This window comes from Cedecea sp., assembly GCF_036500665.1.
Taxonomy (GTDB): Bacteria; Pseudomonadota; Gammaproteobacteria; order Enterobacterales; family Enterobacteriaceae; genus Cedecea.
The window spans coordinates 1-23,781 of the sequence record NZ_DASYBS010000027.1 but is presented as its reverse complement, the minus strand read 5'-3'; the positions used below and the strand labels follow the sequence as shown (position 1 = coordinate 23,781).

Sequence of the window (23,781 nt, the reverse complement as noted above, 5' to 3'; positions counted from 1 at the left end):
GTTATTCCCCAGCATAGCGATAACGTCCGCCATAACTTGGCAGACCATTGTATTTAATATTTAATCGTGGCTCATACCCTGTGGGGTAAACCGTAATAATGTCGCCATCATGGCTGTTAAACGCTGAATAAATAAAGCCGCTGACCTTCGTCGCGATACTCAGTTGTGCAATGTGTCGGCTAACGGGTCTGGCATCTCCTATCAACCGTTCAAGCTCACGGACAATTTCCTCCGTGATCCCGACCTCGTTCACGTCGATAGTGAGACGGAACGTGCCGCGCGGGTCGGCGACTTGCCACCATTCCGCGATTGACATTGAATAGCCCATCGCCTCAATCACGCGCCGGATGGCGGCGATTGTTCCCTTGCGGCGATGTATATAAAAGGCGTCTTTGACCGCTTTGCGCTTTTCCGCCGGCGTCCATTTCTCATCCCAGCGATCGACCGAAAATGCCCAGGCCAGATAGGGCAGAAACTTGACCGGGCAACGGTCAGGGTTCCACAGGTCACGCAGTGGGGTATTTAGATCGCTGATGCCGGCGCAGGCTTCTGCCGCGCGTCGTTCAAGCGGGGTCGAACCGGACGGCAACAGGCTATTCATCGGAACCGCCGATCCGGATGCGGTAATCGGTACAGTTGGCCGCCTGGGTGCGGTCTAACACCACGTCAGCCAAGGGGGCCGCCAGTTCAACGCGTTGCACGCCCTGGGTATGCAGCGCCGCATAGATGGCCGACAGGCGAATATCGCGGCCTAGCCGGCGTTGCTCGTTGATGTAGTTTTTAAGGCGCAGTTCAGCATCTGCCATAATGGGTTCGATTGCCGGGCCGGGGTAAACGTACAGCGTGGCATCGATCTGGTAATTGACGATCTGGGCGGATTGTACGGTCAGCCGATCGGCTACCGGGCGGACTGCCTCGTCATTCAAGGCGGCGCTGACGGTAGCCAGCAGTTCCGGTGATGCGGTGCCGTCCCCATCGCGAGACAATACGCTGATTGTGACTTCTGCCGGGGCTGGGCTGATTGCCGAGGCATCCGCAACTTTGCCGTCAGCGCTTTGTGCATGAAACTCATACGCCCCAGTCGGGCCAGCGACGCTCATCCCTTCAAAGGCCGCCGGGATGCGCTGGCGGTAATCGGCGTCTGACTCCTTCACTTCCTCAACTGGCGGGATAGCTTCGTCATCTGCCGGGACGATCGTTAATCGTGGCGTGTTGTTGTTTGCACCAAGCTGTTCAAGGTCAGAGCCAATAGCGTAGGCCACCATGACCGCCTGTGCGGCTTCGTTGACACGCTGGCGCAGCAACACTTCCCGATAGGCAGATTCTTGCAGGACTTTTACGATCGGCTCTGATTCAAAACTCAATGTACGGCGTACCGCCTCCCGTTCTTCTTCGGGATACAGGCTGATTAACCGCTCTTTTCGTTCGGAAAATAGCGTCTCAAAATCCAATGCTTCAATGACATTGGGGCGGGGGAGTTGGCTCAGATCAATGGTGGCCATTATTGCCCCCTGACAGGTAATGAGAACTGGATACGCCCGGCGGTGTCCGTCCGGTTGCCGACCAAATCAACCACCATTTCCCCGTCAACGCTGGAAGCGAGATTGATTGCAGTGAGGGAAATGCGGGTTTCCCAGCGCAGAACCGCGCCATAAATGGCGGCCATCATCTGGAGTTTCAACGCGGGGTTTTGAGGCTGGTCAATCAGGGTCGATAGCTGCGAACCGTATTCACGACGCATGACACGACTACCGACAGGTGTGATCAAAATATCGCTGACCGACTGGCGGATGTGTTCGATCTCGCTGATAGCCTGGCCATCGTTACGGTTCATGCCGAGATACATCATGATGCTGGCCCCCCGGTGTTACCGCCACCGTTCTGCACGTTGCCGTGATAATGGATGTGGATGATCACGCCGTTGGAATTAAAGCTGCCGCCGGTGTGGGTGATATTTCCGTACATTTCGCCGCCGTATTTGAGCAACAGGGAACCGGCAATCAACTTATTGGTGCATTCCACTACGGGCGCATCCAGGGTGATCATCTTGCTGGCCGTCACCATCACGACGTTGGCGGTGGCGCTAATTTTTTCAGATGCCTGAATATCGGCGTACTTCATGCCCTTTGCCGTCAGCGTGCCGTTTTCAGGCTCGTACTCAATAACCGCGCCGTCAGGGAAATCCAGACGAACAGCATCGGGGGATGATGAGGCGCCAGGGTACTGATCCGAAAATATGCCCGGCAGAACAAAACCTGTGGTCAGTTCACCGAAGATGCTCAGCACGATCACCTGTTCGCCAACCGACGGTGCAGACCAAAAGCGCACCCGCCCGGCGCGTAGCGTCAACCAGTTTAGCCAGTCGGTCTCATTTTTCCCGATCTTCACTCGGCATAAGCCTTTGGCCGTATCCACTTCGGAGACGGTGCCAATGCGCACAATGTTAGCCAGGAGGCGTTTTAGTTCGGCGATGGATGCTTTCATGCTGCCAGTGTGCCGCGTGCGGGCGCGTGGGGCATTTTGTGTGCTTTGTGCCAGCGATGGCACAAGGCGGTGGTGTGGTCAGTAAGGCGGGGCAACTACCTGGCGATGTGTGTCAGTGCCAGATCCTTAATCCATTCAAGGTCGGCATCGGTGAAGCCCAACAACTGTCGGCGTGCATAACGCACTGTGGGGCCGTCTGGGCTGACTTTATCCCGCAGGCCATAATGGTGCACGACGGATAAATTAGTCACACCGGCGGCAAACGTCACAGCGGCTTCATCGGTGTTGGATTCGGTTTTCATAAAACGTGCTGTGCGCAGTCGGGTAAACATCTTGCGGCGGATGCGTCCGTGCTTATCTTGCCGCTTGTTTTTGCGCGGTATGTACGGCGAACCGTCCGGGTTCTTCTGTTCCTGGATGTGTTTTTGCTGGCGCTGGCGCAGCTCTTTGGCCACCTGGCGGGTAAATACCTGGCGCGATTGCGGGGAAAGCTGCTGGAGCAATACGGATAGCGTTTCGTCCAGTGCCTGAAAGTCGTTTAAGCTGCCCATTCTGCCACCTTGCGGCCTTCCATCCAGACCTCATAACTACTGAGATCGCTCGGCGGCGGTGGTGGTTCATCCACATGCCTGACGTTCAGCTTACCGTTGTCCTCGCTGACGATCACGCGTTCGGTCAATTTCAGATCAATGCTGATATCCCGCGCGGCATTATTCAGAAAATCGGCTTCAAAGGTGAACCCATCGCCGCGTTTATCCGGGTTGGCCATGATGTCGGGCTGATGGGTACGCAACCAATGCAGGATAGGCACGATCAACAGATTGGCGTCATCGGCATAGCTGGTCACGATAAGGTTCAGCGCGTACTGATATTCGAAAGACAGCGACGGGGCCAGGGTGGAATAAATCACCCCTTTATCGATAAAAATGTGCAGGCAATCGGGGTTTTGCTTCACATACTTTACGGAACCGCTCAGGGCCGCGCGAAGTGAGTCCGGTTTTAACATGATCCCTCCTACTGTTGTGTCAGGCAGACGCTGCGGATGTAGTCTTGCAGGCCGGTTATTTGGCTGTGGGCGGTTTCGATTCGCTTTCTGAGGGTGTAATAATCCCGTTGAGCGGCGTCAGTAAGTCGGGGGCCGCCTGCATCAGCCAGGCTGGCGGCGGCGGTGGTTGGGCATGTGGCGCTGAGCCGCAACCGGCGACGGCCATCGTCAACATCACGCTGCAAATCATCAATTTTACTTTTCGCATCGGTTAATTCCCGGCTTCGGTTTTCGTCAATGGCAGCAACAGCGCGCTGCGTCTTGTTTTGCCAATCAATCTGGCGGGTCAGCTTACCGTTGGCATCCTGCAATGTGTCGCGCACCTGGCGCAGCCCCTGATTGCTGTAGAACAGAAAGGCCAGCAGGCAGAACAGGATCAGGACGATGACAGCAATCAGACGGGTCATTTTTGCCCCCAGGTACAGACTTCATGCTCTATATCGCGGCGGTTCATCAGGCCTTTCCACGGTTTGCCGCCGGCGTAAATCCACTGGCGAAGGCCAGCACACGCGCCGGCTGCGTCGCCTGCGTTCAGCTTGCGCAGCAATGAAGAATGCTCAAAAGCGTAAACGCCCACGTTGTAGCTGAAACTGATCAGCGCGGCTTTTTGGTACTCCGTCGCCGGAACCTTTACCGACCGCTCAACCGAACGGGAAAAGGGGATCAGGTCTTTATCCAGCATGGCTTTGCATTGCGCAAGGCTGTAGCGTTTGCCGGGGATAATATCGGCCCCGGTGTGACCGTAGCAGACCGTCAACACGCCCGCGACGTCGCGATAGGGTTCAAGCCTGACGCCTTCCAGTTCGGGGATCATTAACGTGGCGATGGCCAGCGCGCCGGTACCGGCAGCGCCAAGCAAACTTTTGCGCAAGGTGGATGACATCGCCATTATTCGGCCTCCTTACGGAAAAGGCGGCGTTTTACCGGCGGCTCGGTGATGATCCCGGCGCTAACCCCTTTTTCATAGGCTTTGGTACGCCGCCAGTCGAAATAGGTCTGCGTGAGATAAGTGATCAGGCCCAGGATAAAACCGCCGATCACCGCAACCTGATTCCAGTCCACATGGCGGAACCAGTCGACCAGACCGCCGGTGCAGAGTCCGCCGGCAATGCAGTAGTTAATACCGGCGGCAAGTTTTTCCGTCATAATTTTCATTCTCCACCTCCCGCCCGCAGGGGGTTAATCCCATAATTGAAGGGTTTGCACCGATGCGGCCTGAATGATATCCGGCATGTCTACCGGGCAACCGTGGGGCAGAATTGGCCCCCGATCGGCCAGGCCCGGATTGCTCAGCAATACCTGCTCGGTAACACCCTGTGTTTTGCCGTAATAGCGCTGGCACAGTGCATCAACGGTGTCGCCCTGGTGCGCATAGACTTTCATCAGATCAACTCAACCGTCATGCGCGGCAGCGACTGGCAATCATTAATGGCCCAATCCGCATCGCGGCGCAGGTCGTCAACGGTTGGCTCCAAAGATTCGGCCCGTTTGTTGCCTGAATGGGTGGCGTCAAAACTGCGAAAGCGCTCGGTAAGACTGGCCTGCGTCAGACAAAACACCGCACGGCGGTAAAGCTGTACGCGGGTGCTCTCATCATCCAGACGGTCGGCAGGAACCTGATCCAGCGCGCTATAACCCGCGCTTTGCTGCTGTTTTCGCCAGTTGGCCAGGCGATCGTTAACTTCATTGATGGCATTGCGGGCGGCTTCCAGCAGGCGTGGCTGTGTGATCGTCCCGTCCTGGCGCATATCTTCCCGGTATTGTTTCAGGTCGATATCCGGCCAAAAATCCGTGTTTTTGATCACCGTGCTGACAGGAGGCGCGGGGGTAGGCGTTACATCAATTTCCAAATTGTTGCCGGGTTTCTGGTCGCCCGGTGCGGGTTCAATCGCTATGCTGACCATGGTTTTTTCTCTGTGAGTCGGGCGGTGGACGGGAGCGTTGATGCGGTTAAAACCTGTCGCGGCTCCCGTGCCGCCCTCGCCGGGGGCGATTCGTTAACTAACTGCTTTGATTTGTTTTTCCAGTTGCTTAATGTCAGATTTAACACCGGAATTTTCATCTTTCAGCAGGGCTTTTTTCAGCGTGTCCAGGGCAAGTACGTTGTCACCGTCTTGACGCAGGGCATACCCGGCAAATTTATACAACCGGGCTTTGACCTTGTCCGGCATATCCTGTCCTGTGAGCAACTGCTGAGCGCGGAGTAACTGCGCGGTATCCAGCGGCTTATTGGCCGTCATGCTGCGTTGTGCGGCGGCGGCCAACTCTTCGGCAATCAGGCAACCGGTAGAACGCTCGAAACCGTCCGGGGCGACCAAATCATGCTTGAGAGCGTATTCGCCGATATTCAGCGCGGTTTCCATGTCGCCCACGTCCAGCAACCAGACCAGCACGCGCATCAGAATGGCATCCTGCCTGCCAGCATCACTTTGCAGCACACCGGCCACCCACGGCATGTACGTGGGGATCATGTTGCGTTTCAGTTCCGCCTTGGTGTCGTGGGACTCAACACCGCTCAGCCTGGCCAAGTCCTGCTGCATCTTGAACAGCAGCAGGTCATAGTTGCCCAAGTGGCTCAGGCTGGCCGCCTCACTGAGTGAGGTGGACTGTTGTGCGGCAACGAATTGCTTATGTCTGCGTGCCGGACTGGTCATGGATTATCCCTCCGGGTTCGCGGGTTCTTGCTGAGATGCGGGCGGTACAGCCTCAGGTTTCAGCATTTCGATGTTTTCGATCAGTGCGGCGCATTGGTAATCTTCCACCACATACGCTTCATTGACTGATTCGAAGTTTTCCACCCTGTCGCGTTTCGGGTTGTCGATAATAGCGCGGCGGCGGGTGCCGTCTTGCCAGTAAATCGACAGGTTATCCAGGCGGGTGATAAAGATGGTGTTATCAGGGAAGTACGGCACACGAACCGCAGGCAGTCCGCCGATACGCTTTTGGCTGATGATGATATCAGCGGCCAGCATTTCGCTGTTTTCCTGCTCTTTGTTGACGATCGGGAAGTATTTGTCAGCCAGGAGGGAGCGCCCGCAGATGGCGACCAACTCGGTATCATCCTGGAACCATGGCGCGATCATCTCGTTGACGGCATCCATCACCAGCGCATCCAGATTGTGATAAGCGCCAGCCTTGCCAATCGTGATAGTTGCGGAAGTTACAGCCCCGGTTTCATCCACGATTTTGCTCATCACCTGGTCTGGGGCATCCTGACGGACTTTCTCAAGAAAGCCGATGTTCACGTCTTCCAGAAGCTTATTGGTTACGGGGTCTGATGTTTTGGCGCGAGAGGTACCGTTCCACCCGATCATGATGCGATCCAGTGCCTGGCGTTTCACAATGTGATTACGGATGCGTACCTGAAAATCCTTGAACTTGGCCCACATATCCATTTTTGGATAAGACAAGGCGGTGTCAAAGTTGGTTTGGGTGCAGCTATAACCCACACCGTCCAAGCTGGTTGGATCGGTTGGCACGCGCTCTTTTTCATTGGTATTCGTGGTGCTGGCGATTGGACGATCAATGCCTAGGCCGATTTTTTCGCCGTTTTGCTCATCAACTGGAACGATGTTGATTTTTTGCAGGAAACCGCTGTTTTCCTGGATTTTGTCTTCCAGTTTCTGGCTGACAGATGGCTCGACGGTAAATTTTGCCGCTACGTCAGCGGATTCTACGCCGTTTAGCGTTGCGACCTGCGCAACGTACTGTTTGTATTGCTTGCGGGTGGTAGTTTTCATCTTGTCTTTTTTCCTTCTTCGGTCGGCTAAACGGTGCTTTCACCGCCTGTAATCGGTTAATTAGCAGTCGGTGAGTACGGCGCTTTCGCCACCCGTTGACAGTTCGCGGCGCTTGTCGCTGCGGTCGGTAGTGCTGAGTTGGGTTTCCAGGCCAGAAAATGCTGTTTCGTTGGCGGCCAGTCGATCTGTCAGTTTTTGAATGGTGTCTTTCATGTCATCCAGACCGGCAAGCTTTTCCTCGGCCTGCTGCTGCCTTTCGGCGACCAACTCCACAGCCTGGTGAACATCGATAAAGCGAGCATCATCAGAGGCCTGTCGTTTGCTGAACATGGCTTTAATACTGGCAAGCAGGTTCGGTTTTTCGGTTTCCGGCGTTTCGAATTCGAGGGTGGTTTCTTCGGCGGCAGAGAAAAACAGGCCTTTCTGTGCCAGATGATTTGAGCTGAATTTCATCGCCTCACTGCCGAGTGACGCAGGGTTATCCGTGAACGCGAGGCCGGTCAGATAGGCTTTGTTGGTATCAGCGAATTTTTCGTAATACTCAATGCTGGTGAAAATCTTCTGGCGCTTGTTGTTCAACTGCACCAAGCCATCCGTCGCATCAACCTGAGCGTAGAGCGCCATTTTGCCTTTTAGCGGGCCATCGCTGATTTCGTCGGCACTCAGGGATAACACATCACCATAAGCACAGAAGGCGCTGTCAGGAAAAATGCTCAGGTAATGCTCAAGGTTGACGCGCGCCGGTTTGAATTGCTGGTTATAGGTTTCGGCCATCTCTTTGATGTGCTGGCGCTGGATCTGACGGCCATCACTGGTTGCCCCCTCGACGGCGACACGGAAAGATTTTGAAATTGGCATTGGATAAGCCCCGATCATGTAAGCGAATGTGGCCGGTGTTGGCCGTGTTTGGCTTATGTTGGCGGGGGGCTGGAATGGGGACAACGCGGCGGCCTTGTGTGGTCAATGGCACAAGGTGCATTAAGGGTGTTGGTGGTAGCGGGTAGGTAGCCTTCCGGCATTGAAACGTTGAAATTCAGGCTGATTACGCATGAGTGCTATTACTATCAGTGCCGATTTGGATCCCCGTCGTCAAGCGATGTATCTCTATTGGCAGGGGCTGCGAGTGACCCGCATCGCCGAGATGATCGGGGAGAAGTCCGTCACGGTACACAGTTGGAAACGCCGCGACAAGTGGGACGATTACGGCCCGCTCGATCAGATGCAAATCACGACCGCCGCCCGCTACTGTCAGTTAATCCTAAAGCCGGAGAAAGAAGGGCGCGACCTTAAAGAGATTGACCTGTTGGCCCGCCAGGCAGAGCGGCACGCCCGCATAGGGAAATACAACGACGGCGGGAATGAGACGGTTCTTAACCCCAATATTGCCGCCCGTAACGCCGGCCCGCGCAAACGTACGCAGAAAAATGCCTTTACGGATGAGCAACACGCCCGACTGAAAGAAATCTTTCTTGAACAGATGTTTGAATATCAACGCAGTTGGTACCGGGCCGGGCTGTCGAAAGAGTTCCGTATCCGCAACATTCTGAAAAGTCGCCAGATCGGCGCAACCTACTATTTTGCCCGTGAAGCCCTGATCGATGCCCTGGACACGGGCCGTAATCAGATGTTTGTTTCTGCGTCGAAAGCACAGGCGCACCAGTTCAAAAACTACATCATGGCTTTTGCGCAGGAGGTTGATGTTGAGCTGCGCGGGGAAACGATCATCCTGCCGAACGCGGCGGAAATGCACTTCCTGGGCACCAATTCCAACACCGCCCAGGGGCGACCGGGCAACCTGTATCTGGATGAGTATTTCTGGATCCCCGGCTTTAAGAAGCTGCGCCGGGCCGCATCGGGCATGGCATCGCAAACGCGCTACCGTTCCACCTACTTTTCCACCCCATCCAGCATGACTCATGAAGCCTATTCATTCTGGAATGGCACGCTGTTTAACAAGGGTAAATCGAAGGACAGACGCCGGGAAATTGACGTTAGCTATAAACGTCTGGCCAGCGGCCTGCTCTGTGAAGATAAACAGTTTCGCCAGATCGTCACCATTGAGGATGCGTTACGCGGGGGCTGTGACCTGTTTGACCTCGATGAGCTGCGCGAGGAAAACAGTGATGAAGATTTTGAAAACCTGTTCATGTGCAACTTCATTGATGATACCGCGTCGGTGTTCCCCATGGGGGAAATGCAGCGCTGCATGGTCGACAGTTGGGAACATTGGACGGACGTTAAACCCTTCGCATTGCGCCCGGTGGCGGCGCGGGAAGTCTGGATCGGTTATGACCCGGCCAGTTCTGAAAACGGCGACAGCGCCGGCTGTGCGGTTATCCTGCCGCCGTTGATTGCCGGCGGTAAGTTCCGGGTGCTGGAGCGCCATCAGTGGCGCGGCATGGATTTTTCCGCCCAGGCCAAAAATATTAAAGCGCTGACCGAGCGCTACAACGTGACCTATATCGGCATCGATAACACCGGCCTTGGCCGCGCGGTGTCGCAACTGGTGCGCCAATTCTTCCCGGCGGTTAACGCCATCAACTACAGCCTGGAAATGAAAACCGATCTGGTACTGAAAGCCCGCGACGTGATCCGCTCCGGCCGTCTGGAGTTCGACGCCGGCGCGCTGGATATCGCCCAGGCGTTTATGTCCATCCGCAAACAGATGACCGCAACGGGCCGCCGGGCAACCTACGTCACCAGTCGCGCCGAAGGTGTCAGCCACGGCGATGTGGCTTGGGCGGTCATGCACGCCTTATTCAATGAACCGCTCGAAGGGGCAACCGGTAGCAATACAGGTTTTATGGAGATTTATTAAATGAGCAAACGCAACCGGGGCCACAAAAACACCCAACCGATCACGCAGAAACAAAGCGGGGCGCAGCATGTGGAGGCGTTCACTTTCGGCGACCCGATCCCGATGCTGGATCGGCGTGAAATCCTGGATTATCTGGAATGCAGCATTGTTGACCGTTGGTACGAGCCGCCGATCTCATTCAGCGGCCTGGCGAAAACGTTCCGCGCGGCGGTGCATCACAGTTCGCCGATCACCATGAAGCGAAATATCTTAGTGAGTATGTTTAAGCCGCACCGGCTGTTGTCAAAGCAGGATTTTAGCCGTTATGCGCAGGATTTTATGGTGTTCGGCAACAGCTTTATTGAGGGGCGCTTTAACCGGCTGGGTGGTCTGATGAAGCTGGCCCCCAGCCTGGCGAAATACACCCGCCGTGGCGTAGAAACTGATTCTTACTGGTTCGTGCAATCGTGGATGGAGCCGCATCAGTTTGCGGAGGGTTCTATTTTCCACCTGTTGGACCCTGATATTAACCAGGAGATTTACGGCGTTCCTGAATACCTTTCCTCGCTTAACTCCATCTGGTTGAACGAGGCGGCGACGCTGTTTCGCCGGAAATACTACCTTAACGGCAGTCATGCCGGATTTATCCTGTACATGAACGATGCAGCGCACAAGCAGGAGGATATCGACAACCTGCGCAAAGCGCTGAAAGAGTCAAAAGGGCCGGGTAACTTTCGCAATCTGTTTATGTATGCGCCTGGCGGTAAACCGGACGGGTTACAACTGATCCCGCTGGCCGAAGTCGCGGCAAAAGATGAGTTTTTGAACATCAAAAACGTGACGCGTGATGATCAGCTTGCTGCCCAGCGTACGCCACCGCAACTTATGGGGATTTTACCGAACAATACCGGCGGTTTTGGGGATGTTGAGAAGGCTGCGCGGGTGTTTGCGATTAACGAGCTGGCTCCGCTGCAAGAGCGGCTGTGTGAGCTAAACGAGTGGGCAGGGGAAGAGGTGATCAGCTTCAAACCCTATGAATTGCTGAAACCTGGTGCATGATTTATTGGCTTAATAAGCTAGTAGGCTGTTATGTTGCCACTTTAGCCGCCGAAAGGCGGTTTTTTGTTTTTTTATGCAAAATCTTTCACATCTTTTTTCCGAATTTACGATAAGTGTGACATGTCACAGGTATTTTATTTGGATTGAAATGACATGTCACAAGGCCGTTGAAATTAAAACTGTGACGTGGCACGATAACTTTAGGTCGCCCAGCACGCCCAGTGCTGGTACTTCTTTTTATAACGTGTTTTTTATCGAGATCGACCCAGATTTTAATTAAAAAAACACTGCATATCTTAAGTGCAACAATCCGCATACTTTCCTGCATACCTAATCACCCTCTCAAGCCGCAGCCAGCAAAGCTTTGACGTGTTTTTCCTACTGCATAAAAAGTGAATTCTTAAGTATGCAGCGCGGGGGCGGGGGGGACGGCACGGATTAGGGGATCGATAGGGATCGTTTCGCTTGTCTCGCACCTCACAATATCGCCCCTGTTGCATTGCCAGAGTTCTGCGAGGCGATCAGATTCATAGTGCGAATTGATGTCGTAAATAAAAAGCGCCTCACTACGTGGCGTAGAGGCGCTTTTGTGATGGGATGTATTTGGCGTTGTTTGGCGTGGGTGTGTTGTTTTATTCACTTTAATGAATGGATATGCATTTATATTGATTTATTTAATCGTCAATGCAATGCACATCTGCCAGGCATTCTTATTAGGTCAGTGTGATACCGTGGGCAAACTTCATGTAAATGTGTTGTCCATATTCTCCTTCGTCCTTTATCCTCCAGGCCGCTTGATACATTCGAATATAGTTAACCGCCTGATTTGGCGACCAATCATGCCCTAACTCTCGAAGTTCTCGCAGAAAATCTACAACCGCGACAGTTTGCGCACCTTTCGGCGTTCTTTTGATCGCTTTGATAAAAGCATGCTGTACATCAGCCCTGCGTGGCATAGTGTCACCTCAATAATTACTGTATATAATCACAGTAATTATTGAGGGCATAGCATTGGATGTCAATGATGATGGGGGGCGAAGAACTTTCGATGTGGCTATGTAATTAAAAAGAAATAGATTATAACGTCGACAGCATCAGCTTTTTATAGCCTGACGTTTGCCAGCAAGTAGCATCCCCCTGCATACAGCAGCCACCCGGATCACCTGGTAGCGTGTCGCCACACTTCCCGCAACTGCTTTTGCGCAGCTCTACCAACTGTTTATGCAGTAATTTATTGTCTTGGCGGATGAGGCCGAGCAAGTATTCCGTTACCTCATAAGGCTCCCTGGCTATTCTGCGCTGTTCACAGCCCTCTAAAATCATGGCCATTTCTTGGCTATCAACGCGCAAAGTGATCGTCGTAATGCCTTGCTCTTTATCGCGCTGGCGCTGGATGCGTTTACGTTCTGCTGATGTGGTCATGCTATTCCTCCGATTTCTGTTTTATTGCTTCTTTTCTCAGGTGTTCGCCAACAAGGCGTGTTTGTTCTGGTATCTGCTGATGCCATAGCGCGGTGATCCGGGTCAGTGCGGTGGTTGTTGCCGGCATGGTTTGCCGATAGAGACAACCGTCGGCCCGTGCCCGGTAGCGCTGCCCGTCGATAGTGACCGTTGCACCCCTGGCTACCGATTTCAAAATGCAGGCATCCAGACTGAAACCGATGGACTCGGCGAAGTTGCCGATCTGGCGTTCCAGCTTGCTGAGTGGTCGCTTGATTGTGTTAATGCCAGCACTGGCCGTGGATGGCCGGTGATTTTCACCCTCCTGGCCATCATCCAAACTGAAATAAGCCAGGGCACGTTGCTCTTGTTCGTGGCGCACCTGTTCCCGCCACCGCTTATTGCTGGCCGGATCTGGCAGTACCGACCTTATTGGTGGCAGATTTAGCCCCTCGTCTGGCAATGCGAAGCCCTCGGCGACAGCCATAAATGGATTTTTTATAGGTTCAGGCGGTGCGCTGCGAATTCTCCGGAGCATCAACCGCCGTTCCTTGTCGGTTAGTCGCTCAAAATCGAGGTTTTCAGGCGGTGGGGGTGACTCCTTAACCTGTTTGGTTTTTAACCTTTCAGTCGACACCGTACAGTTATTGACAGAACTCCGAGAGGGCGCAGGCGCGCCCTTAAGGTCAACAGCCAGGTCAACGGCACGGGCCGGAACAAACTTCCATTCCTTCGTGCGGGTGATGATCGGCGTGTCGATACCGACCGGCGGGGAAAAGACTCCCCGAATTCGGATCACATCTTCGCCATAGTCGTTGGTGGTTTCTGCCGGCTCATAATAGGTGCGGACAATCAGATCATCACGGCGGACGAACGGGCCGCCCTGGGCGTTGACGTATTCAGCCCAGCGGCCATAGTCGGCAGCATCATGCACGGCGGCAAAGTCGACGCTAAGGCCAACGGCAGTTTCATGATCTGACATCTTGCGCAATTCACGGAAAACCGTCACCGGTGCGCCGCCAATAAACTGAAACTGACGAATGCGCCAGCGGGCTGCCCAAGCGGATACCGCTGGGGCGACCTCTTTCAACTCTTTTCCGCTGTCGTCGTCCAGTTCGCCATCAAGCGCGTATCCGTCGATGTTCTTTGATATGTATTTAGCGATGTAACCGGTGGCACTGCCTTTTTCTGGATCAATGGCCTCGGCGTGAAAACGGGCTTTTCTTGACCGCTCGCTATACAGTTCGTCGGTATCTTCCGCGATGGCATAGGCGCGCAGGATGTCGCGCACCTTGCTGACTTCTTCCGGGCGCATAAATAACAGCATGTGCCAATGCGGTGTGCCATCGCCATGCGGCTCGGCTACCCGGATCCCGAAAATGCGGATTTTTTTGCGATGCAGTTTGGCGCGAGCGCGCTCCCATACATTGCGCAGATATCGCTGAGTTTCGTCCGGGCTGGCCCCACACCATTTGCGATTGCGGTGGCCATGTCTATTGGTGGCATGGAAACGGGAAGGGGCCGTGATGGTGTAAAACTCACCAACGAACCCCATTTCATTACAAATATCCTCAAAACCACGAATGCGGTTCATCAATTCGCAACGACGAATGGCCGGATTTGCGACGCTGTGATCGTACTTGTCGATCAGAGAAAAGCGGTTGCCTTCTTCGTCTTCCAGCTCCATCGATTTTAAAAACTCACGGGTGCGGCGCTTCTGCTCCCGCCAGTCGCTGACGGTTGGCCGACTGGCGTAGGGGGTGGCTTTTTTGCTGACGTGACCAATGGCAATATGCAAGTGCTCTTTCCAGCGGTCGGCATGACGTCGCAAACGGCGCAGCCACCAACCCTCTGACATCATGCGCATGACTGCCGGTGCAGTATTTTCAACGGTCATGTTCCAGGGGGCTACCTGATAGGTTTCCCACAGTGGCGGCGTTTGCTTAAACCGGCGGGTGAGTGCGGCGGCCCCTTTATATAGCGCCATGACGTTCAATAATTCAGAAGGCCGGCCAATCTCTTCATCGACTACGCTCAATTCTTGCTTGATGACATCGGCGATATCTTTCGCCAGCAGTTCAATATCAGATCGCCCTGCGTCCGGTAGACGATTAAATCGGTGGCATAGGGCGGCATCGCTATTGTTATCGGAAACGCGGTATTTCTCACTGACGAGATCAAGCCGTGGCAATACACGCTCAACAAAGTTTTTGGTTAAGTATGTATTGCCCCGGCGGATGCCCTGGGATTCTTCCAGCTTATTGATGTGGTAACGCACATCGCGTTGGATAAGCTGCGGCTGTTGTTCTAACAGATGATGAGCGCGCAGGGTAGCGGCGATCTGTTCTTCGCTCTGGCTATCTATTTCGGATGGGCGGTTGAGCGATGGGTCGATCTCCGGGCGTGGCGCATTCCAAGAGTATGCCCATTCAAAAGCAGGTGCGCCGCTGCCAGGATATGGCGGCGGCGGGGTTGGTGCGTGGCGTCCGCTAGGCTTTGTTGTCACTCTGCCTTACCTGGCGGTAATTTCTGTATCCAGCCAGCGTTAACATCCTGATTTCGCGGAGGCGTCGCCGCACATTCAGTTCGGGCGGATTTACGATCTATTCTGTCGATTTCCGCAATAATCATTGCAGCAGCACGCACAAGGTCAGAGCGACGATTCACATTTCCTGCCGGATTGAATGTTTCTAGCGGGAATGGCCAAAGGTTTTTAGCGCGCCGGCGGTAAGAGCCAACACAATTAAATCCCGCTCCAGATATTGCATATGCGGCACCGCCGAGCGCCAGAACGCCATCAATGTAGCCATCATCATGAGCATCATCCCGGCCTTGATCACGCTGGCGCTGGCGCTCTGAAATAACATCTCTGATGGCTTGGGTGCGCAGGCTCTCATTATCTTTGCCTGCCTTAAATGCGGCTTTTAAGTCGATACGTAGGCGGTCTGATGGTTCTCTGTTTTCTGATTCAAGCCATTGATCGAATGTTAAAGGCTGGCTCAGTTTTTTTGGGTTGCTCATGGTTGAGGTTCCCCTTGGATCATCAGGAAAACGATCATCGCCGCACGCAGGGGCCGGTCAGCACAACTCGTAAACTCATGTCCAGTTGGTGCTTGTGCTCGGCACCATTCTTTGGTTGCGCTGCTTTCGAACGTGATATCAATTTTGTGCTTAACGACGATCTCCCAGGAATACGCTGGATTTTTGCAATACTCAGGCAGAATTGAGCGATAACTGTCCTTAGACTTGGCGATAAAGTTGTAAATGCCGTCGTATCCGTCAGCATATCCAACGCCTTGAAATTCGTATCCCTGCGCACGAGCAACAAGCTTATTGATTTCTAAATCACTGAACTGGTTATAGTCTGTCATTACTCATCCCCCTCTACGGTGAAGCCCTGTTTTTTCAGCAGTGCGGCTTGTTCAATACGGTTGGCATTCCAGCCCTTTACATGGCCGGTGTCATAATCATCTTCCCCCGCCCATAGTGTCCGCTCATCGGTCAACCGCACCGGCGTAGCCAGCCGCTTTTCTGCCCTGTCGATGCGTTCTCCTGCCATTTGCAGTGCCTGAACTGATTTATCGAGCAACGCCTGAAGGCGTTCGGCCCGCGCTTGTGATGCTTCCATGTCGGCAAGTAGGGTGGTGAGCAGCTTCTTCTCTGTCCATGCAAGATATTGCTGAACAGGCTCTAAATCGGCGGCGCCACAATCGACCAGCTCCTCTACGATTTCCCGCGCCAGTTTGTTCAGTTTCTTATTCACGCTTGAGTCTCCAGAGCGGTGATAATTTCGTACATAGCTTTTGGCGGTACGGCGTTGCCAGCCATGTGAACGCAAAGCCTGTGCGATGGCGGTTTGATGTAGTCGTCAGGGAATGACATCGCGAGCATGTTTTCGTCTTTGTTCAACATGCGCATGCGATAACCGTCGACTATCGCCCACCGATCGCGGGTAGTGATTGTGCCGATGGGGCGGGAAAGAGAACGTCCGGTTTTGGTGTTGCCGTAATAGCTGAAAAGGAACCTTTCGCCGAACTCTGCGCGCCCATTCTTAACCCGCTCAAGTGTTGCAGCAGCACGGCCCGGCTTTTCGACGGGTTGCCAGGTGTTGGCGTCGAAGTCGATAATGGTGCTGGCTGGCACATGTGGCATTTTGGGGAGTTTCAGAAACAGCGGTTTTTTGCTGCGAGTGGCGATGATGAACAGCCGCACGCGGTTTTGAGGAACGCCGAGATCAGCACAATCAACGATGTGCGGAGCGAGAGAATACCCCAACGCCTGCATTGCCGCTTCCCATGCGGGGTAAAGCTCCCATCGAAGGAACTCCGGCACGTTCTCGACGATGATTTTCGGCATTTTGTGGTATTCCGCAGCGGAAACCACCGCCCATGCAGTGGATCGGCTGGCGTCATGCTGTGCATTTCCCGCTTTCTTTCCGCGCGCCTTGCTATGGCCTTGGCAGCATGGTGAGGCCATCATCAGATCATGCTTAGGCATTAGCGACCAATCTGCCTGGTGTAAGTCCTGGCAAACGTGGATAGCGCCGGGGTGATTCTTTTCATGGGCTTCGACAGCGGCTGGCCAATGATTGCCAGCCCAAACCACGTCTGCACCCGCCATTTTTGCACCAGTGGATGAACCGCCCAAACCGGCAAAGAGGTCGCTCACTTTCAGCATTTGAATGGCCCTTGCTCAATGCTTAACATGACGTAACCCGGTTTCCACGGATACATGTCGGTGATATGGGTGATACGAACCCAAACATGCTGACCAGAAAAACCCTCCAGCCCGTCGCAGTCTTTCAACCAGCCGTGTTCGTATAAGCACAACAGATCGCCTACTGCGTATTCCCTATCGTTGATACGGAACTCTGCCTTCTTTTCGCCACTAACTACCGCCGCGAAGTATTCAGGCAGGATCTTGAGGTCATGCTTATTCATGCGATTACACCCATGATGAATTTGCCGTGCAGTTGGTTCAGGCAGCGCATAGTGCGAAAACGTGGGCGATATTGCAGACGTTTGGGGACGCATTGACCATTCACTTCATACAAATGGCCGTAGCTGTACCAGCGATTGCTAACCCATACGTCGTAGCCCTGTCCATGCAGGGAAAAAGTTACGCAATGTCGACTTGCTGAAATCACCTTCCCTTCATCCATAAGCTTGATCAGCTGTGCGTCCCAATCAGCGTTAAATGGCTCTTGGTACATGGAAAACAGGGTGTTACCGATATGCCTCAAATAATCATTAAACATTTGCCGCCCCCATAGTTGCGATGATCTCACCGGCGCGCGTGCGGCCAGCGGCATTGGCGCTGACTGATCGGCGGGCGGTGGTGGTGGTGATATTGAAATCGGAGTAAAGCGCCAGCGCGGCGGCTGTTTCGCTATTTGATGCCACAACGTGGCGACCACGACGGGCGGCGATACGCAGCATACGGGCCAGCTTTCGCTGTTGCTCGCTGGTAAAACCGTCGGTGTGGTAACTTGTGAAATTGGCGGATTTGGATGCAGGGATGTACGGCGGATCGCAGTAAATCACATCGCCAGCCTGCGCCATCCGGATCGATTCCTGGAATGTGCAGCACAGGAAAATAGCCTTTTTGGCCTGTGCTTTCTCAGCAAATGAATGGATCTCGTCTTCGGGAAAATATGGTGCTTTTCGATGACCGAACGGCACATTGAAATCGCCGCTGAGGTTATAGCGGCAAACGCCGTTATAACCGTGACGATTCAAGTAAAGGAACTGCGCCGCGCGATACAGAAAGTTGCTGTCACAACGCAGGTTAAAATCAGCACGGACTGCGTAATAACCAACTTCGTCGGCCTGTTGTTTAAACAGATTGCGAGCCTCCCTAATCAGTGCGGCAGGCTGGTTTTTAGCGACGTTATGGAAGTTGATCAGATCGCTGTTGATGTCACACAGCAGATAGCTGTCGTAATCGGTATTGAGGAATACCGCACCGGAGCCGACGAACGGCTCAACCAGGCGCTTACCCTCCGGCAGATGCTGCCGCAGTGTGTCGATGATGCTGGCTTTGCTGCCGAGCCATTTCAGCGCGGGCCTCATGCGTCACCTGCTTTCGATGAAATGTCAGCAACGGTGAAACCTGCCAGCTCCTTACCTTCGTACACTGCCGCAATGACATCAGGGAAAATCAAGGCATTAATGATTCCGATCAGGCCGACGATATAAGCGCCATTTGGGCGCTGGCCAACGGTAGCCGTAGTTTTCCCGGCGAATAACTCAGAGCATTCAACGCGATGATCGACCAGCGCGGTGATGGCGTCGGCGTCGGCCTTAAATAATTGTTGAAGAGTATCGACAGCTTTCTGTGCACTCAGATCTTGCGGTGCAAATTTTCTGCCGCCAGTAACCATTGAGACAAGCACGCCGAGAGTGGTCAAACAATCTGAAAGGGCGCGGTGCGGCGTTCCTTCGATAATTACGCCTTGCTGTTCAGCGGCGGCTGTCAGCTTTTGCCACTTGTATCCGACGCGCTCGCTCTTCTGGCCGTAGAATTTTGCGTAGACCAACATGGCGCATTCAAATGTTGGGCCGACCTTAATGCTGCTATCGGTTTTTACATTCCAGACAGCATCCGTCTGCTTAAGCAGGCGCTTATCGTACCAGGCGTTATAAGTGACTACTGTTTTGTCATCAGTTACCTGATCTACCAATTTTTGCACCTCCGGCCATGTTGGCGCTTGCTCCACCATGTCATTCGTGATGCCGTGTATTGCAGTCGCTTCGGCTGGGATAGAAATTGATGGTTTCACCAGTGTGTTGATCAGTGGCTTGCCAGTGGTATCAATGATGGTGATTTCCACGATCTCGGCGTCTTCGCCAAGTCCGGTGGTTTCGGTGTCCAGAATCAAACAGTCATTATCCAACCACTGCTGTACTTGTTGTTGTGGTGTCATGGTTTACCCCTTCATGTGTCGTGATTTGGCTTCGCGATGTTCCTGGCAGTGCACGCAGGTAGTTACGCCATGTATCAGGCGGCGGCGCTGATCGGGGATGGAGGTACCGCATTCTTCGCAGTGGAATGCAGAAGGCCCGCAAGGCTGCGGGCGGGCGTTTTTGATTTGGGCGTCAAGGATCAGCTGATGCCGTTCCTGTGCCATGTCGATTTGATCGGCCATCTGGCGTCCTTAGTCGTAATTGCGTTCTTCTGGCTGCAAAAACTGCCGATTAAAAGCCCGGCAGAACTTGAAGTAACGGTATGCAAACAGACCGACCAGCCCGAAAGCTATGACGGCCCATACAGTGGCTAGGGCAAGTGCAACGGATAAACCCGTCATTTTCGGTACTCCACGTTGTATGTTTCGTGAGTCATTAACCGCCAATCCTTACCGCCGTTTTTACTCAGCAAGCGCCAGCGATAGCCAATATCTATTTTCAGGTAGCCGTGTGGCTTAATACGGCGAAATACCCGATTGCCTCGGCGAAACTGAGTTAATAAAGAAATGGCTTTACGGTAGACGTCTGGCTTGGCAGCGGTGCCAGCAAGCGTTATCACTGTGCAACCCCCTGAGAATTAGTGGCCCCAACATTTTGACGGGCACTTATCCAGCTTTTCAGCATGGAAATAATTTGCTCGCGGGTAGCGTTGTCGGCTTCTAAATGTTCAACTCGCGCGCTTAACAACTCCAGAAGTTGCAACCGCGAGGAGCGGCGGGCTTCCGTCAGTAATTCCATTAATTCAACATCATTCATAAAACCCCCTGAATTCAGGATGTGAGAAACCCGCCACCGTAAAGGCAGCATTGATTTCTATTCAGTAATTAGGCGTGGTTATTTAGTCGCAATCGCCCAGATGCATTAATGTGGGAATGGTAATACTTAATTTCTGTAATGCTTTAATACCGCGATAAATTGCCCGACGTTCAGCGATGCTCATATCTTCAAATTTCATATTTATGTGCTGCGCTGTTAGCTCTACACGGCTATTAGTATTTGCCAATGTACAAATGGCCATCTTTTCGGCCTTCATTAACTTGTCATAAAAACAGGCTGTATGATTTTTATTCCTTGCGTTAGCAAGTAATTGCTTGGCGTTATCAACGAACTTTCCAGCCGATTTAACCTGTTCTGCCGTCATGCTCATAAAAATACCTCATACTTTATTGCCTATTTGGTAGCGCGCCCTATGACGCCAATCACCCACCAGTTAATGGAAAGGTGCGCTACCAGATAGGGCCGGGCTTTCCCGGCTATCAGATGAAATTCGCGATTTCGCGCGGGAATGGGATATCACCGTTATTGCAACGTGACACCAAGCCATCAATAACGGCAGCGGCTACGCCATCGCCTGCGGCTTCTGCGGCGCTCAATAATCCGGTGAGTCCAATACTTAGACGGAATGCATGGTCATTCAATGAGACGGCGCGGACTGCTGGCGCTATTGCACTGGCCGCATTAATATTTTGTGCCTTGCCGTGATATTGCGTAAGCAGGTCGTTAACCAAAATGATGTATGCCTGTTTCATGCTGCCACCTGGTGCTGTGCGTAAAGTTGGTCGATATAGCCGGTTGCCTGCGCTTGCGCATCGAACAAGCCGTAAGACTGATCACCCTGGCTGACTTCATACCTGGCAGACGGTGTTACAGCCTTGCGCGGGCGGTAAGTAATGACAAAGCCGCGATAGCGTGATGAATTGCGGCTTATTTTGGTGATAGCGTGTTCAATTGGCTGCATATTCCCGTCTCAACTATTGGCTATTGCGTCTTTCAGCATGGCGACGAGGTTCACTTCGATCTTGTCCTTCGGATTCACCTTCGGACGAATGATGATCCGGCCATCCCTAACCATTCGCCGACAAGTGCCGATCGGTAACCGCGTCATTTCCGCATAGGCATCAAGGGAAACGTAGCCGGTAGGAACGGTGATGTTTATCGTGGTGTTCCCCATGAATGACCCCGTTACTCAGCCTGAAAAGATTCAATACCGCGCAGGTACAAAAGGCGCGCCATGCTTGAAACAGAACGGCTTTGTGTGGCCGCTATTGCCTCCAATTCCGATATTTCTTGGTTTGACAAGCTCATCGGAATTCTTTTTTTTCCAGCGACTCCGCGCGGTAATCGCGAGCGCTGATCATGATTGGCTTGTTTCATAGTGTTATATTGTGATCCACTAAGTTCCTGTACAACACAATCTAAGGAAGAAATGTTCCTATGTCAATCGGAAATGAGGAATTATTGTTCCTGATAGGCTCCCGCTTGCGCGAAGAAAGGGAAAAATCAGGTCACAGCCAAGAATCCATGGCTTCAAATTTTGGGATATCAACCCGCACTTGGGGTAAGTATGAGCGTGGGGAAACTATGCCCGATGCTGCGACACTTGCGATGTTAAATAGCCATTACGGTGTAGACGTTGCTTATGTGCTAACTGGCGTAAAAACTCCGCAATCAAGCATTTCTGTAGAGGAGCAACGATTAGTGGATAATTACCGAGCAATGGACGACTCGGCACGGTTAAATATACAGGCGGTTGGCGATTCGTTCGCGCATTCAAAACCAATTAAAAAGGTAGGTGAGAAATGAAAGGATTTAATACTCAATTATCGTATTTTTTAAAAAGCATATTTATATTATTTTTCGCAATTCTGGCTTTAAGCACAAATAGTGCCTTTGCCAAGGATTGGTATCAAGGCGGAACGCTCCACGAAGCCAATGCGCTCACATGGCAAAAGGCTACTCAGCAAAACAAGCTTGCCACCTGCGCTGATTTCATTGCTGGGTTGTATAGCAAGGATTTATTGGCACCGGAAATAAGCGAAAAAATGAAATCAGTTGAGGATTTCAAACCTTATGCTTCTGAATTAGTAAAACAACTTGATGCAGCTTTTGCACCAGAATCAGACCCGGCTCAGAATAAGAAAATGTTTACTAACCAAACTGTCAAATCAACAGCAATGATGCTCATGATCATGATGAAGTGGGTACAAAATTAATGGCTGTCAGCAAACTTCCGTCGGGAAAATGGTTGTGCCAGTGCTTCCCGTACGGGCGTGACGGGAAGCGTGTTCGAAAGCAGTTCGCCACGAAAGGAGAGGCGCTTTCTCATGAGCGCCGCCTCATGGCAAATAAAAAAGCCGTCGAAGTCGGAAACGGTGCGGTTAAATTGGCCGACCTGATCCAACGTTGGTATGACATGCACGGCAAAACGCTGACATCCGGGGAATCGCGACTTTCAAAACTTCAAGCCATTTGCGAACGATTAGGCGACCCTATGGCGCATGAGGTCGATAAAAATATGTTTGCCGTTTACCGTGAGCGCCGGCTGGCTGGTGAATGGCTGGCTAAGGGCCGTAAAACGATAAAAGAGGCCACGGTTAACCGTGAGCAATCATATCTACATGCCGTGTATTCTGAACTGAAACGACTGGGAGAATGGGAAGGCAATAATCCACTTGATGGCATTCGCCAGTTTAAAGAGGGTGATCAGGAGTTGTCATTCCTTTACCCCGATGAAATTAAGCGGCTATTGGCGGCCTGCGATGATTCGGATAATAAAAGCCTCGGCATTATAGTTCGCCTTTGCTTGGCTACCGGCGCAAGGTGGGGGGAGGCTGAGTCAATGCGACAATCTCAGGTATTGCCTGGGCGCGTATCGTTTATTAACACCAAGAGCAACAAGAACAGAACGGTTCCCATATCAAAACGGTTACAGGCTTTGCTGCCCAAAACACGCGGTGCGCTTTTTACCTCGTCATATGATGCGTTCAAGCATGCGCTTAAACGGGCTGGTATTGAATTGCCAACGGGGCAACGCACACACGTTTTGCGGCACACATTCGCTAGTCATTTCATGATGGGTGGTGGCAATATTTTGGTGCTTCAACAAATACTAGGCCACAGTACAATCATGATGACAATGCGCTATGCGCACTTTGCCCCTGATCACCTGGAGGCGGCCTTAACGCTGAATCCATTTGATAAAATTCTGGATGAGAACAGTCCCGGAAAAGTGGCAGCAGAAACGCATATTGCGCTATAGCGGTCTACGATGAGCAATTGCAAGAGGCTGATTATACATAACTTATTGAAATGAAAAGCATGTTGAAGCTTTTTAAAATCCCTCGGCTTATGGCTGTGCGGGTTCAAGTCCCGCCCCGGGTACCAGGAAAATAAATTCAAGAATAACAAAGCAATAAGTAGTAATGTCGTGACCGCCGGAAGGCGGTTTTTTTGTATCTGAAATCCTCTTCA

At 52.7% G+C, this 23,781-nt stretch carries 38 protein-coding genes; 5 read left to right on the top strand and 33 right to left on the bottom strand.

Annotation, left to right across the window (positions count from 1 at the left end; all coding sequences use genetic code 11):
- Position 1: 1 nt before the first annotated feature.
- From VGM55_RS04445 to VGM55_RS04380, 14 genes are all read right to left on the bottom strand, one after another.
- The gene (locus VGM55_RS04445; protein ID WP_331634711.1) at positions 2–601 is read right to left on the bottom strand and encodes a phage tail protein I; all 600 of its coding nucleotides are present in this window, start codon (positions 599–601) and stop codon (positions 2–4) included.
- On the bottom strand, positions 594–1,502 hold the full coding sequence (locus tag VGM55_RS04440) for a baseplate assembly protein (RefSeq protein ID WP_331634710.1): 909 nt from the start codon (positions 1,500–1,502) through the stop codon (positions 594–596). Before VGM55_RS04440 ends, VGM55_RS04445 begins: the two co-directional genes overlap by 8 nt.
- Entirely contained in the window at positions 1,502–1,849 is a 348-nt protein-coding gene (locus VGM55_RS04435) for a GPW/gp25 family protein (protein ID WP_331634708.1), read from the bottom strand. The genes VGM55_RS04440 and VGM55_RS04435 overlap by 1 nt, the downstream gene beginning before the upstream one ends.
- On the bottom strand, positions 1,846–2,484 hold the full coding sequence (locus VGM55_RS04430; RefSeq protein WP_331634707.1) for a phage baseplate assembly protein V: 639 nt from the start codon (positions 2,482–2,484) through the stop codon (positions 1,846–1,848). The genes VGM55_RS04435 and VGM55_RS04430 overlap by 4 nt, the downstream gene beginning before the upstream one ends.
- Positions 2,485–2,579: 95 nt before the next feature.
- The gene (locus tag VGM55_RS04425) at positions 2,580–3,035 is read right to left on the bottom strand and encodes a phage virion morphogenesis protein (RefSeq protein ID WP_331634706.1); all 456 of its coding nucleotides are present in this window, start codon (positions 3,033–3,035) and stop codon (positions 2,580–2,582) included.
- A complete protein-coding gene (locus VGM55_RS04420; protein WP_331634705.1) occupies positions 3,023–3,490 on the bottom strand; it encodes a phage tail protein in 468 nt (155 codons plus the stop codon). The genes VGM55_RS04425 and VGM55_RS04420 overlap by 13 nt, the downstream gene beginning before the upstream one ends.
- A gap of 8 nt (positions 3,491–3,498) precedes the next feature.
- Positions 3,499–3,936, bottom strand: coding sequence for a lysis protein (locus VGM55_RS04415; RefSeq protein WP_331634704.1), 438 nt, complete (start codon positions 3,934–3,936; stop codon positions 3,499–3,501).
- Positions 3,933–4,418 (bottom strand): lysozyme, encoded by a 486-nt coding sequence (locus VGM55_RS04410; RefSeq protein WP_315986456.1) that lies wholly within the window; start codon positions 4,416–4,418, stop codon positions 3,933–3,935. Before VGM55_RS04410 ends, VGM55_RS04415 begins: the two co-directional genes overlap by 4 nt.
- Positions 4,418–4,684, bottom strand: coding sequence for a phage holin (locus tag VGM55_RS04405; RefSeq protein ID WP_112362405.1), 267 nt, complete (start codon positions 4,682–4,684; stop codon positions 4,418–4,420). Before VGM55_RS04405 ends, VGM55_RS04410 begins: the two co-directional genes overlap by 1 nt.
- A gap of 24 nt (positions 4,685–4,708) precedes the next feature.
- Positions 4,709–4,912, bottom strand: a complete 204-nt coding sequence (locus VGM55_RS04400) for a tail protein X (protein WP_049211534.1) — start codon at positions 4,910–4,912, stop codon at positions 4,709–4,711.
- Complete coding sequence (locus tag VGM55_RS04395) at positions 4,912–5,433, bottom strand: head completion/stabilization protein (RefSeq protein ID WP_331634702.1); 522 nt, start codon at positions 5,431–5,433, stop codon at positions 4,912–4,914. The genes VGM55_RS04400 and VGM55_RS04395 overlap by 1 nt, the downstream gene beginning before the upstream one ends.
- A gap of 93 nt (positions 5,434–5,526) precedes the next feature.
- Complete coding sequence (gpM, locus tag VGM55_RS04390; protein ID WP_331634701.1) at positions 5,527–6,183, bottom strand: phage terminase small subunit; 657 nt, start codon at positions 6,181–6,183, stop codon at positions 5,527–5,529.
- A gap of 3 nt (positions 6,184–6,186) precedes the next feature.
- On the bottom strand, positions 6,187–7,269 hold the full coding sequence (locus VGM55_RS04385; RefSeq protein ID WP_331634700.1) for a phage major capsid protein, P2 family: 1,083 nt from the start codon (positions 7,267–7,269) through the stop codon (positions 6,187–6,189).
- A 60-nt stretch (positions 7,270–7,329) separates the two neighbouring features.
- On the bottom strand, positions 7,330–8,127 hold the full coding sequence (locus tag VGM55_RS04380) for a GPO family capsid scaffolding protein (RefSeq protein WP_331634699.1): 798 nt from the start codon (positions 8,125–8,127) through the stop codon (positions 7,330–7,332).
- Positions 8,128–8,317: 190 nt separating this feature from the next.
- Between VGM55_RS04380 and VGM55_RS04375 the strand changes: the two genes are divergently transcribed.
- Together VGM55_RS04375 and VGM55_RS04370 are read left to right on the top strand one after the other, a co-directional pair.
- The gene (locus VGM55_RS04375) at positions 8,318–10,087 is read left to right on the top strand and encodes a terminase large subunit domain-containing protein (RefSeq protein ID WP_331634698.1); all 1,770 of its coding nucleotides are present in this window, start codon (positions 8,318–8,320) and stop codon (positions 10,085–10,087) included.
- A complete protein-coding gene (locus tag VGM55_RS04370; RefSeq protein ID WP_331634697.1) occupies positions 10,088–11,125 on the top strand; it encodes a phage portal protein in 1,038 nt (345 codons plus the stop codon). It abuts the gene before it with no gap.
- Positions 11,126–11,838: 713 nt separating this feature from the next.
- Here VGM55_RS04370 and VGM55_RS04365 read toward each other — a convergent pair.
- The 19 genes from VGM55_RS04365 to VGM55_RS04275 form a co-directional block, all read right to left on the bottom strand.
- Positions 11,839–12,081, bottom strand: coding sequence for a hypothetical protein (locus VGM55_RS04365; protein ID WP_331634696.1), 243 nt, complete (start codon positions 12,079–12,081; stop codon positions 11,839–11,841).
- Between the two features lie 121 nt (positions 12,082–12,202).
- Positions 12,203–12,547: a hypothetical protein gene (locus VGM55_RS04360; protein WP_331634695.1), complete on the bottom strand. Its 345-nt coding sequence runs from the start codon at positions 12,545–12,547 to the stop codon at positions 12,203–12,205.
- A 1-nt stretch (position 12,548) separates the two neighbouring features.
- Positions 12,549–14,960 (bottom strand): replication endonuclease, encoded by a 2,412-nt coding sequence (locus tag VGM55_RS04355; RefSeq protein WP_331634727.1) that lies wholly within the window; start codon positions 14,958–14,960, stop codon positions 12,549–12,551.
- A 107-nt stretch (positions 14,961–15,067) separates the two neighbouring features.
- Complete coding sequence (locus VGM55_RS04350) at positions 15,068–15,586, bottom strand: hypothetical protein (RefSeq protein WP_331634694.1); 519 nt, start codon at positions 15,584–15,586, stop codon at positions 15,068–15,070.
- A complete protein-coding gene (locus tag VGM55_RS04345; RefSeq protein WP_331634692.1) occupies positions 15,583–15,936 on the bottom strand; it encodes a phage protein NinX family protein in 354 nt (117 codons plus the stop codon). Before VGM55_RS04345 ends, VGM55_RS04350 begins: the two co-directional genes overlap by 4 nt.
- On the bottom strand, positions 15,936–16,328 hold the full coding sequence (locus tag VGM55_RS04340; RefSeq protein WP_331634691.1) for a hypothetical protein: 393 nt from the start codon (positions 16,326–16,328) through the stop codon (positions 15,936–15,938). Before VGM55_RS04340 ends, VGM55_RS04345 begins: the two co-directional genes overlap by 1 nt.
- Entirely contained in the window at positions 16,325–17,242 is a 918-nt protein-coding gene (locus VGM55_RS04335; protein WP_331634690.1) for a DNA cytosine methyltransferase, read from the bottom strand. Before VGM55_RS04335 ends, VGM55_RS04340 begins: the two co-directional genes overlap by 4 nt.
- Positions 17,236–17,505, bottom strand: coding sequence for a DUF3850 domain-containing protein (locus VGM55_RS04330; RefSeq protein ID WP_331634689.1), 270 nt, complete (start codon positions 17,503–17,505; stop codon positions 17,236–17,238). The genes VGM55_RS04335 and VGM55_RS04330 overlap by 7 nt, the downstream gene beginning before the upstream one ends.
- Positions 17,502–17,822, bottom strand: a complete 321-nt coding sequence (locus VGM55_RS04325) for a hypothetical protein (protein WP_331634688.1) — start codon at positions 17,820–17,822, stop codon at positions 17,502–17,504. The genes VGM55_RS04330 and VGM55_RS04325 overlap by 4 nt, the downstream gene beginning before the upstream one ends.
- Positions 17,815–18,636 (bottom strand): Dam family site-specific DNA-(adenine-N6)-methyltransferase, encoded by an 822-nt coding sequence (locus tag VGM55_RS04320; RefSeq protein ID WP_331634687.1) that lies wholly within the window; start codon positions 18,634–18,636, stop codon positions 17,815–17,817. Before VGM55_RS04320 ends, VGM55_RS04325 begins: the two co-directional genes overlap by 8 nt.
- Positions 18,633–19,490, bottom strand: a complete 858-nt coding sequence (locus tag VGM55_RS04315) for a 3'-5' exonuclease (protein WP_331634686.1) — start codon at positions 19,488–19,490, stop codon at positions 18,633–18,635. The genes VGM55_RS04320 and VGM55_RS04315 overlap by 4 nt, the downstream gene beginning before the upstream one ends.
- 3 nt (positions 19,491–19,493) lie before the next feature.
- A complete protein-coding gene (locus VGM55_RS04310) occupies positions 19,494–19,694 on the bottom strand; it encodes a TraR/DksA C4-type zinc finger protein (RefSeq protein WP_331634726.1) in 201 nt (66 codons plus the stop codon).
- A gap of 173 nt (positions 19,695–19,867) precedes the next feature.
- Positions 19,868–20,089, bottom strand: a complete 222-nt coding sequence (locus tag VGM55_RS04305) for a hypothetical protein (RefSeq protein ID WP_331634685.1) — start codon at positions 20,087–20,089, stop codon at positions 19,868–19,870.
- Entirely contained in the window at positions 20,086–20,286 is a 201-nt protein-coding gene (locus tag VGM55_RS04300; RefSeq protein WP_152692910.1) for a hypothetical protein, read from the bottom strand. Before VGM55_RS04300 ends, VGM55_RS04305 begins: the two co-directional genes overlap by 4 nt.
- Positions 20,287–20,368: 82 nt before the next feature.
- Positions 20,369–20,677, bottom strand: a complete 309-nt coding sequence (locus VGM55_RS04295; protein WP_331634684.1) for a hypothetical protein — start codon at positions 20,675–20,677, stop codon at positions 20,369–20,371.
- Between the two features lie 109 nt (positions 20,678–20,786).
- Positions 20,787–21,059, bottom strand: a complete 273-nt coding sequence (locus VGM55_RS04290; protein WP_331634683.1) for a hypothetical protein — start codon at positions 21,057–21,059, stop codon at positions 20,787–20,789.
- The gene (locus VGM55_RS04285) at positions 21,056–21,268 is read right to left on the bottom strand and encodes a hypothetical protein (RefSeq protein WP_331634682.1); all 213 of its coding nucleotides are present in this window, start codon (positions 21,266–21,268) and stop codon (positions 21,056–21,058) included. The genes VGM55_RS04290 and VGM55_RS04285 overlap by 4 nt, the downstream gene beginning before the upstream one ends.
- 9 nt (positions 21,269–21,277) lie before the next feature.
- Entirely contained in the window at positions 21,278–21,481 is a 204-nt protein-coding gene (locus VGM55_RS04280) for a DNA-binding protein (protein ID WP_331634681.1), read from the bottom strand.
- Between the two features lie 11 nt (positions 21,482–21,492).
- Positions 21,493–21,684, bottom strand: a complete 192-nt coding sequence (locus VGM55_RS04275) for a hypothetical protein (RefSeq protein ID WP_331634679.1) — start codon at positions 21,682–21,684, stop codon at positions 21,493–21,495.
- Positions 21,685–21,744: 60 nt separating this feature from the next.
- Here VGM55_RS04275 and VGM55_RS04270 point away from each other — a divergent pair, with 60 nt between their 5' ends.
- From VGM55_RS04270 to VGM55_RS04260, 3 genes are read left to right on the top strand one after another with little or no spacing between them, the layout of a single operon-like run.
- Entirely contained in the window at positions 21,745–22,113 is a 369-nt protein-coding gene (locus VGM55_RS04270) for a helix-turn-helix transcriptional regulator (protein ID WP_331634678.1), read from the top strand.
- Entirely contained in the window at positions 22,110–22,523 is a 414-nt protein-coding gene (locus VGM55_RS04265; protein WP_331634676.1) for a hypothetical protein, read from the top strand. The genes VGM55_RS04270 and VGM55_RS04265 overlap by 4 nt, the downstream gene beginning before the upstream one ends.
- Entirely contained in the window at positions 22,523–23,569 is a 1,047-nt protein-coding gene (locus VGM55_RS04260; RefSeq protein WP_331634675.1) for a phage integrase, read from the top strand. Before VGM55_RS04265 ends, VGM55_RS04260 begins: the two co-directional genes overlap by 1 nt.
- The last annotated feature ends 212 nt before the right edge of the window (positions 23,570–23,781 follow it).

Coding starts and splice junctions, on each gene's coding strand:
- VGM55_RS04445 (WP_331634711.1), bottom strand. CDS start 601: ATGAATAGCCTGTTGCCGTCCGGTTCGACCCCGCTTGAACGACGCGCG.
- VGM55_RS04440 (WP_331634710.1), bottom strand. CDS start 1,502: ATGGCCACCATTGATCTGAGCCAACTCCCCCGCCCCAATGTCATTGAA.
- VGM55_RS04435 (WP_331634708.1), bottom strand. CDS start 1,849: ATGATGTATCTCGGCATGAACCGTAACGATGGCCAGGCTATCAGCGAG.
- VGM55_RS04430 (WP_331634707.1), bottom strand. CDS start 2,484: ATGAAAGCATCCATCGCCGAACTAAAACGCCTCCTGGCTAACATTGTG.
- VGM55_RS04425 (WP_331634706.1), bottom strand. CDS start 3,035: ATGGGCAGCTTAAACGACTTTCAGGCACTGGACGAAACGCTATCCGTA.
- VGM55_RS04420 (WP_331634705.1), bottom strand. CDS start 3,490: ATGTTAAAACCGGACTCACTTCGCGCGGCCCTGAGCGGTTCCGTAAAG.
- VGM55_RS04415 (WP_331634704.1), bottom strand. CDS start 3,936: ATGACCCGTCTGATTGCTGTCATCGTCCTGATCCTGTTCTGCCTGCTG.
- VGM55_RS04410 (WP_315986456.1), bottom strand. CDS start 4,418: ATGGCGATGTCATCCACCTTGCGCAAAAGTTTGCTTGGCGCTGCCGGT.
- VGM55_RS04405 (WP_112362405.1), bottom strand. CDS start 4,684: ATGAAAATTATGACGGAAAAACTTGCCGCCGGTATTAACTACTGCATT.
- VGM55_RS04400 (WP_049211534.1), bottom strand. CDS start 4,912: ATGAAAGTCTATGCGCACCAGGGCGACACCGTTGATGCACTGTGCCAG.
- VGM55_RS04395 (WP_331634702.1), bottom strand. CDS start 5,433: ATGGTCAGCATAGCGATTGAACCCGCACCGGGCGACCAGAAACCCGGC.
- gpM (WP_331634701.1), bottom strand. CDS start 6,183: ATGACCAGTCCGGCACGCAGACATAAGCAATTCGTTGCCGCACAACAG.
- VGM55_RS04385 (WP_331634700.1), bottom strand. CDS start 7,269: ATGAAAACTACCACCCGCAAGCAATACAAACAGTACGTTGCGCAGGTC.
- VGM55_RS04380 (WP_331634699.1), bottom strand. CDS start 8,127: ATGCCAATTTCAAAATCTTTCCGTGTCGCCGTCGAGGGGGCAACCAGT.
- VGM55_RS04375 (WP_331634698.1), top strand. CDS start 8,318: ATGAGTGCTATTACTATCAGTGCCGATTTGGATCCCCGTCGTCAAGCG.
- VGM55_RS04370 (WP_331634697.1), top strand. CDS start 10,088: ATGAGCAAACGCAACCGGGGCCACAAAAACACCCAACCGATCACGCAG.
- VGM55_RS04365 (WP_331634696.1), bottom strand. CDS start 12,081: ATGCCACGCAGGGCTGATGTACAGCATGCTTTTATCAAAGCGATCAAA.
- VGM55_RS04360 (WP_331634695.1), bottom strand. CDS start 12,547: ATGACCACATCAGCAGAACGTAAACGCATCCAGCGCCAGCGCGATAAA.
- VGM55_RS04350 (WP_331634694.1), bottom strand. CDS start 15,586: ATGAGCAACCCAAAAAAACTGAGCCAGCCTTTAACATTCGATCAATGG.
- VGM55_RS04345 (WP_331634692.1), bottom strand. CDS start 15,936: ATGACAGACTATAACCAGTTCAGTGATTTAGAAATCAATAAGCTTGTT.
- VGM55_RS04335 (WP_331634690.1), bottom strand. CDS start 17,242: ATGCTGAAAGTGAGCGACCTCTTTGCCGGTTTGGGCGGTTCATCCACT.
- VGM55_RS04330 (WP_331634689.1), bottom strand. CDS start 17,505: ATGAATAAGCATGACCTCAAGATCCTGCCTGAATACTTCGCGGCGGTA.
- VGM55_RS04325 (WP_331634688.1), bottom strand. CDS start 17,822: ATGTTTAATGATTATTTGAGGCATATCGGTAACACCCTGTTTTCCATG.
- VGM55_RS04320 (WP_331634687.1), bottom strand. CDS start 18,636: ATGAGGCCCGCGCTGAAATGGCTCGGCAGCAAAGCCAGCATCATCGAC.
- VGM55_RS04315 (WP_331634686.1), bottom strand. CDS start 19,490: ATGACACCACAACAACAAGTACAGCAGTGGTTGGATAATGACTGTTTG.
- VGM55_RS04310 (WP_331634726.1), bottom strand. CDS start 19,694: ATGGCACAGGAACGGCATCAGCTGATCCTTGACGCCCAAATCAAAAAC.
- VGM55_RS04300 (WP_152692910.1), bottom strand. CDS start 20,286: ATGAATGATGTTGAATTAATGGAATTACTGACGGAAGCCCGCCGCTCC.
- VGM55_RS04295 (WP_331634684.1), bottom strand. CDS start 20,677: ATGAGCATGACGGCAGAACAGGTTAAATCGGCTGGAAAGTTCGTTGAT.
- VGM55_RS04290 (WP_331634683.1), bottom strand. CDS start 21,059: ATGAAACAGGCATACATCATTTTGGTTAACGACCTGCTTACGCAATAT.
- VGM55_RS04285 (WP_331634682.1), bottom strand. CDS start 21,268: ATGCAGCCAATTGAACACGCTATCACCAAAATAAGCCGCAATTCATCA.
- VGM55_RS04280 (WP_331634681.1), bottom strand. CDS start 21,481: ATGGGGAACACCACGATAAACATCACCGTTCCTACCGGCTACGTTTCC.
- VGM55_RS04275 (WP_331634679.1), bottom strand. CDS start 21,684: ATGAAACAAGCCAATCATGATCAGCGCTCGCGATTACCGCGCGGAGTC.
- VGM55_RS04270 (WP_331634678.1), top strand. CDS start 21,745: ATGTCAATCGGAAATGAGGAATTATTGTTCCTGATAGGCTCCCGCTTG.
- VGM55_RS04265 (WP_331634676.1), top strand. CDS start 22,110: ATGAAAGGATTTAATACTCAATTATCGTATTTTTTAAAAAGCATATTT.
- VGM55_RS04260 (WP_331634675.1), top strand. CDS start 22,523: ATGGCTGTCAGCAAACTTCCGTCGGGAAAATGGTTGTGCCAGTGCTTC.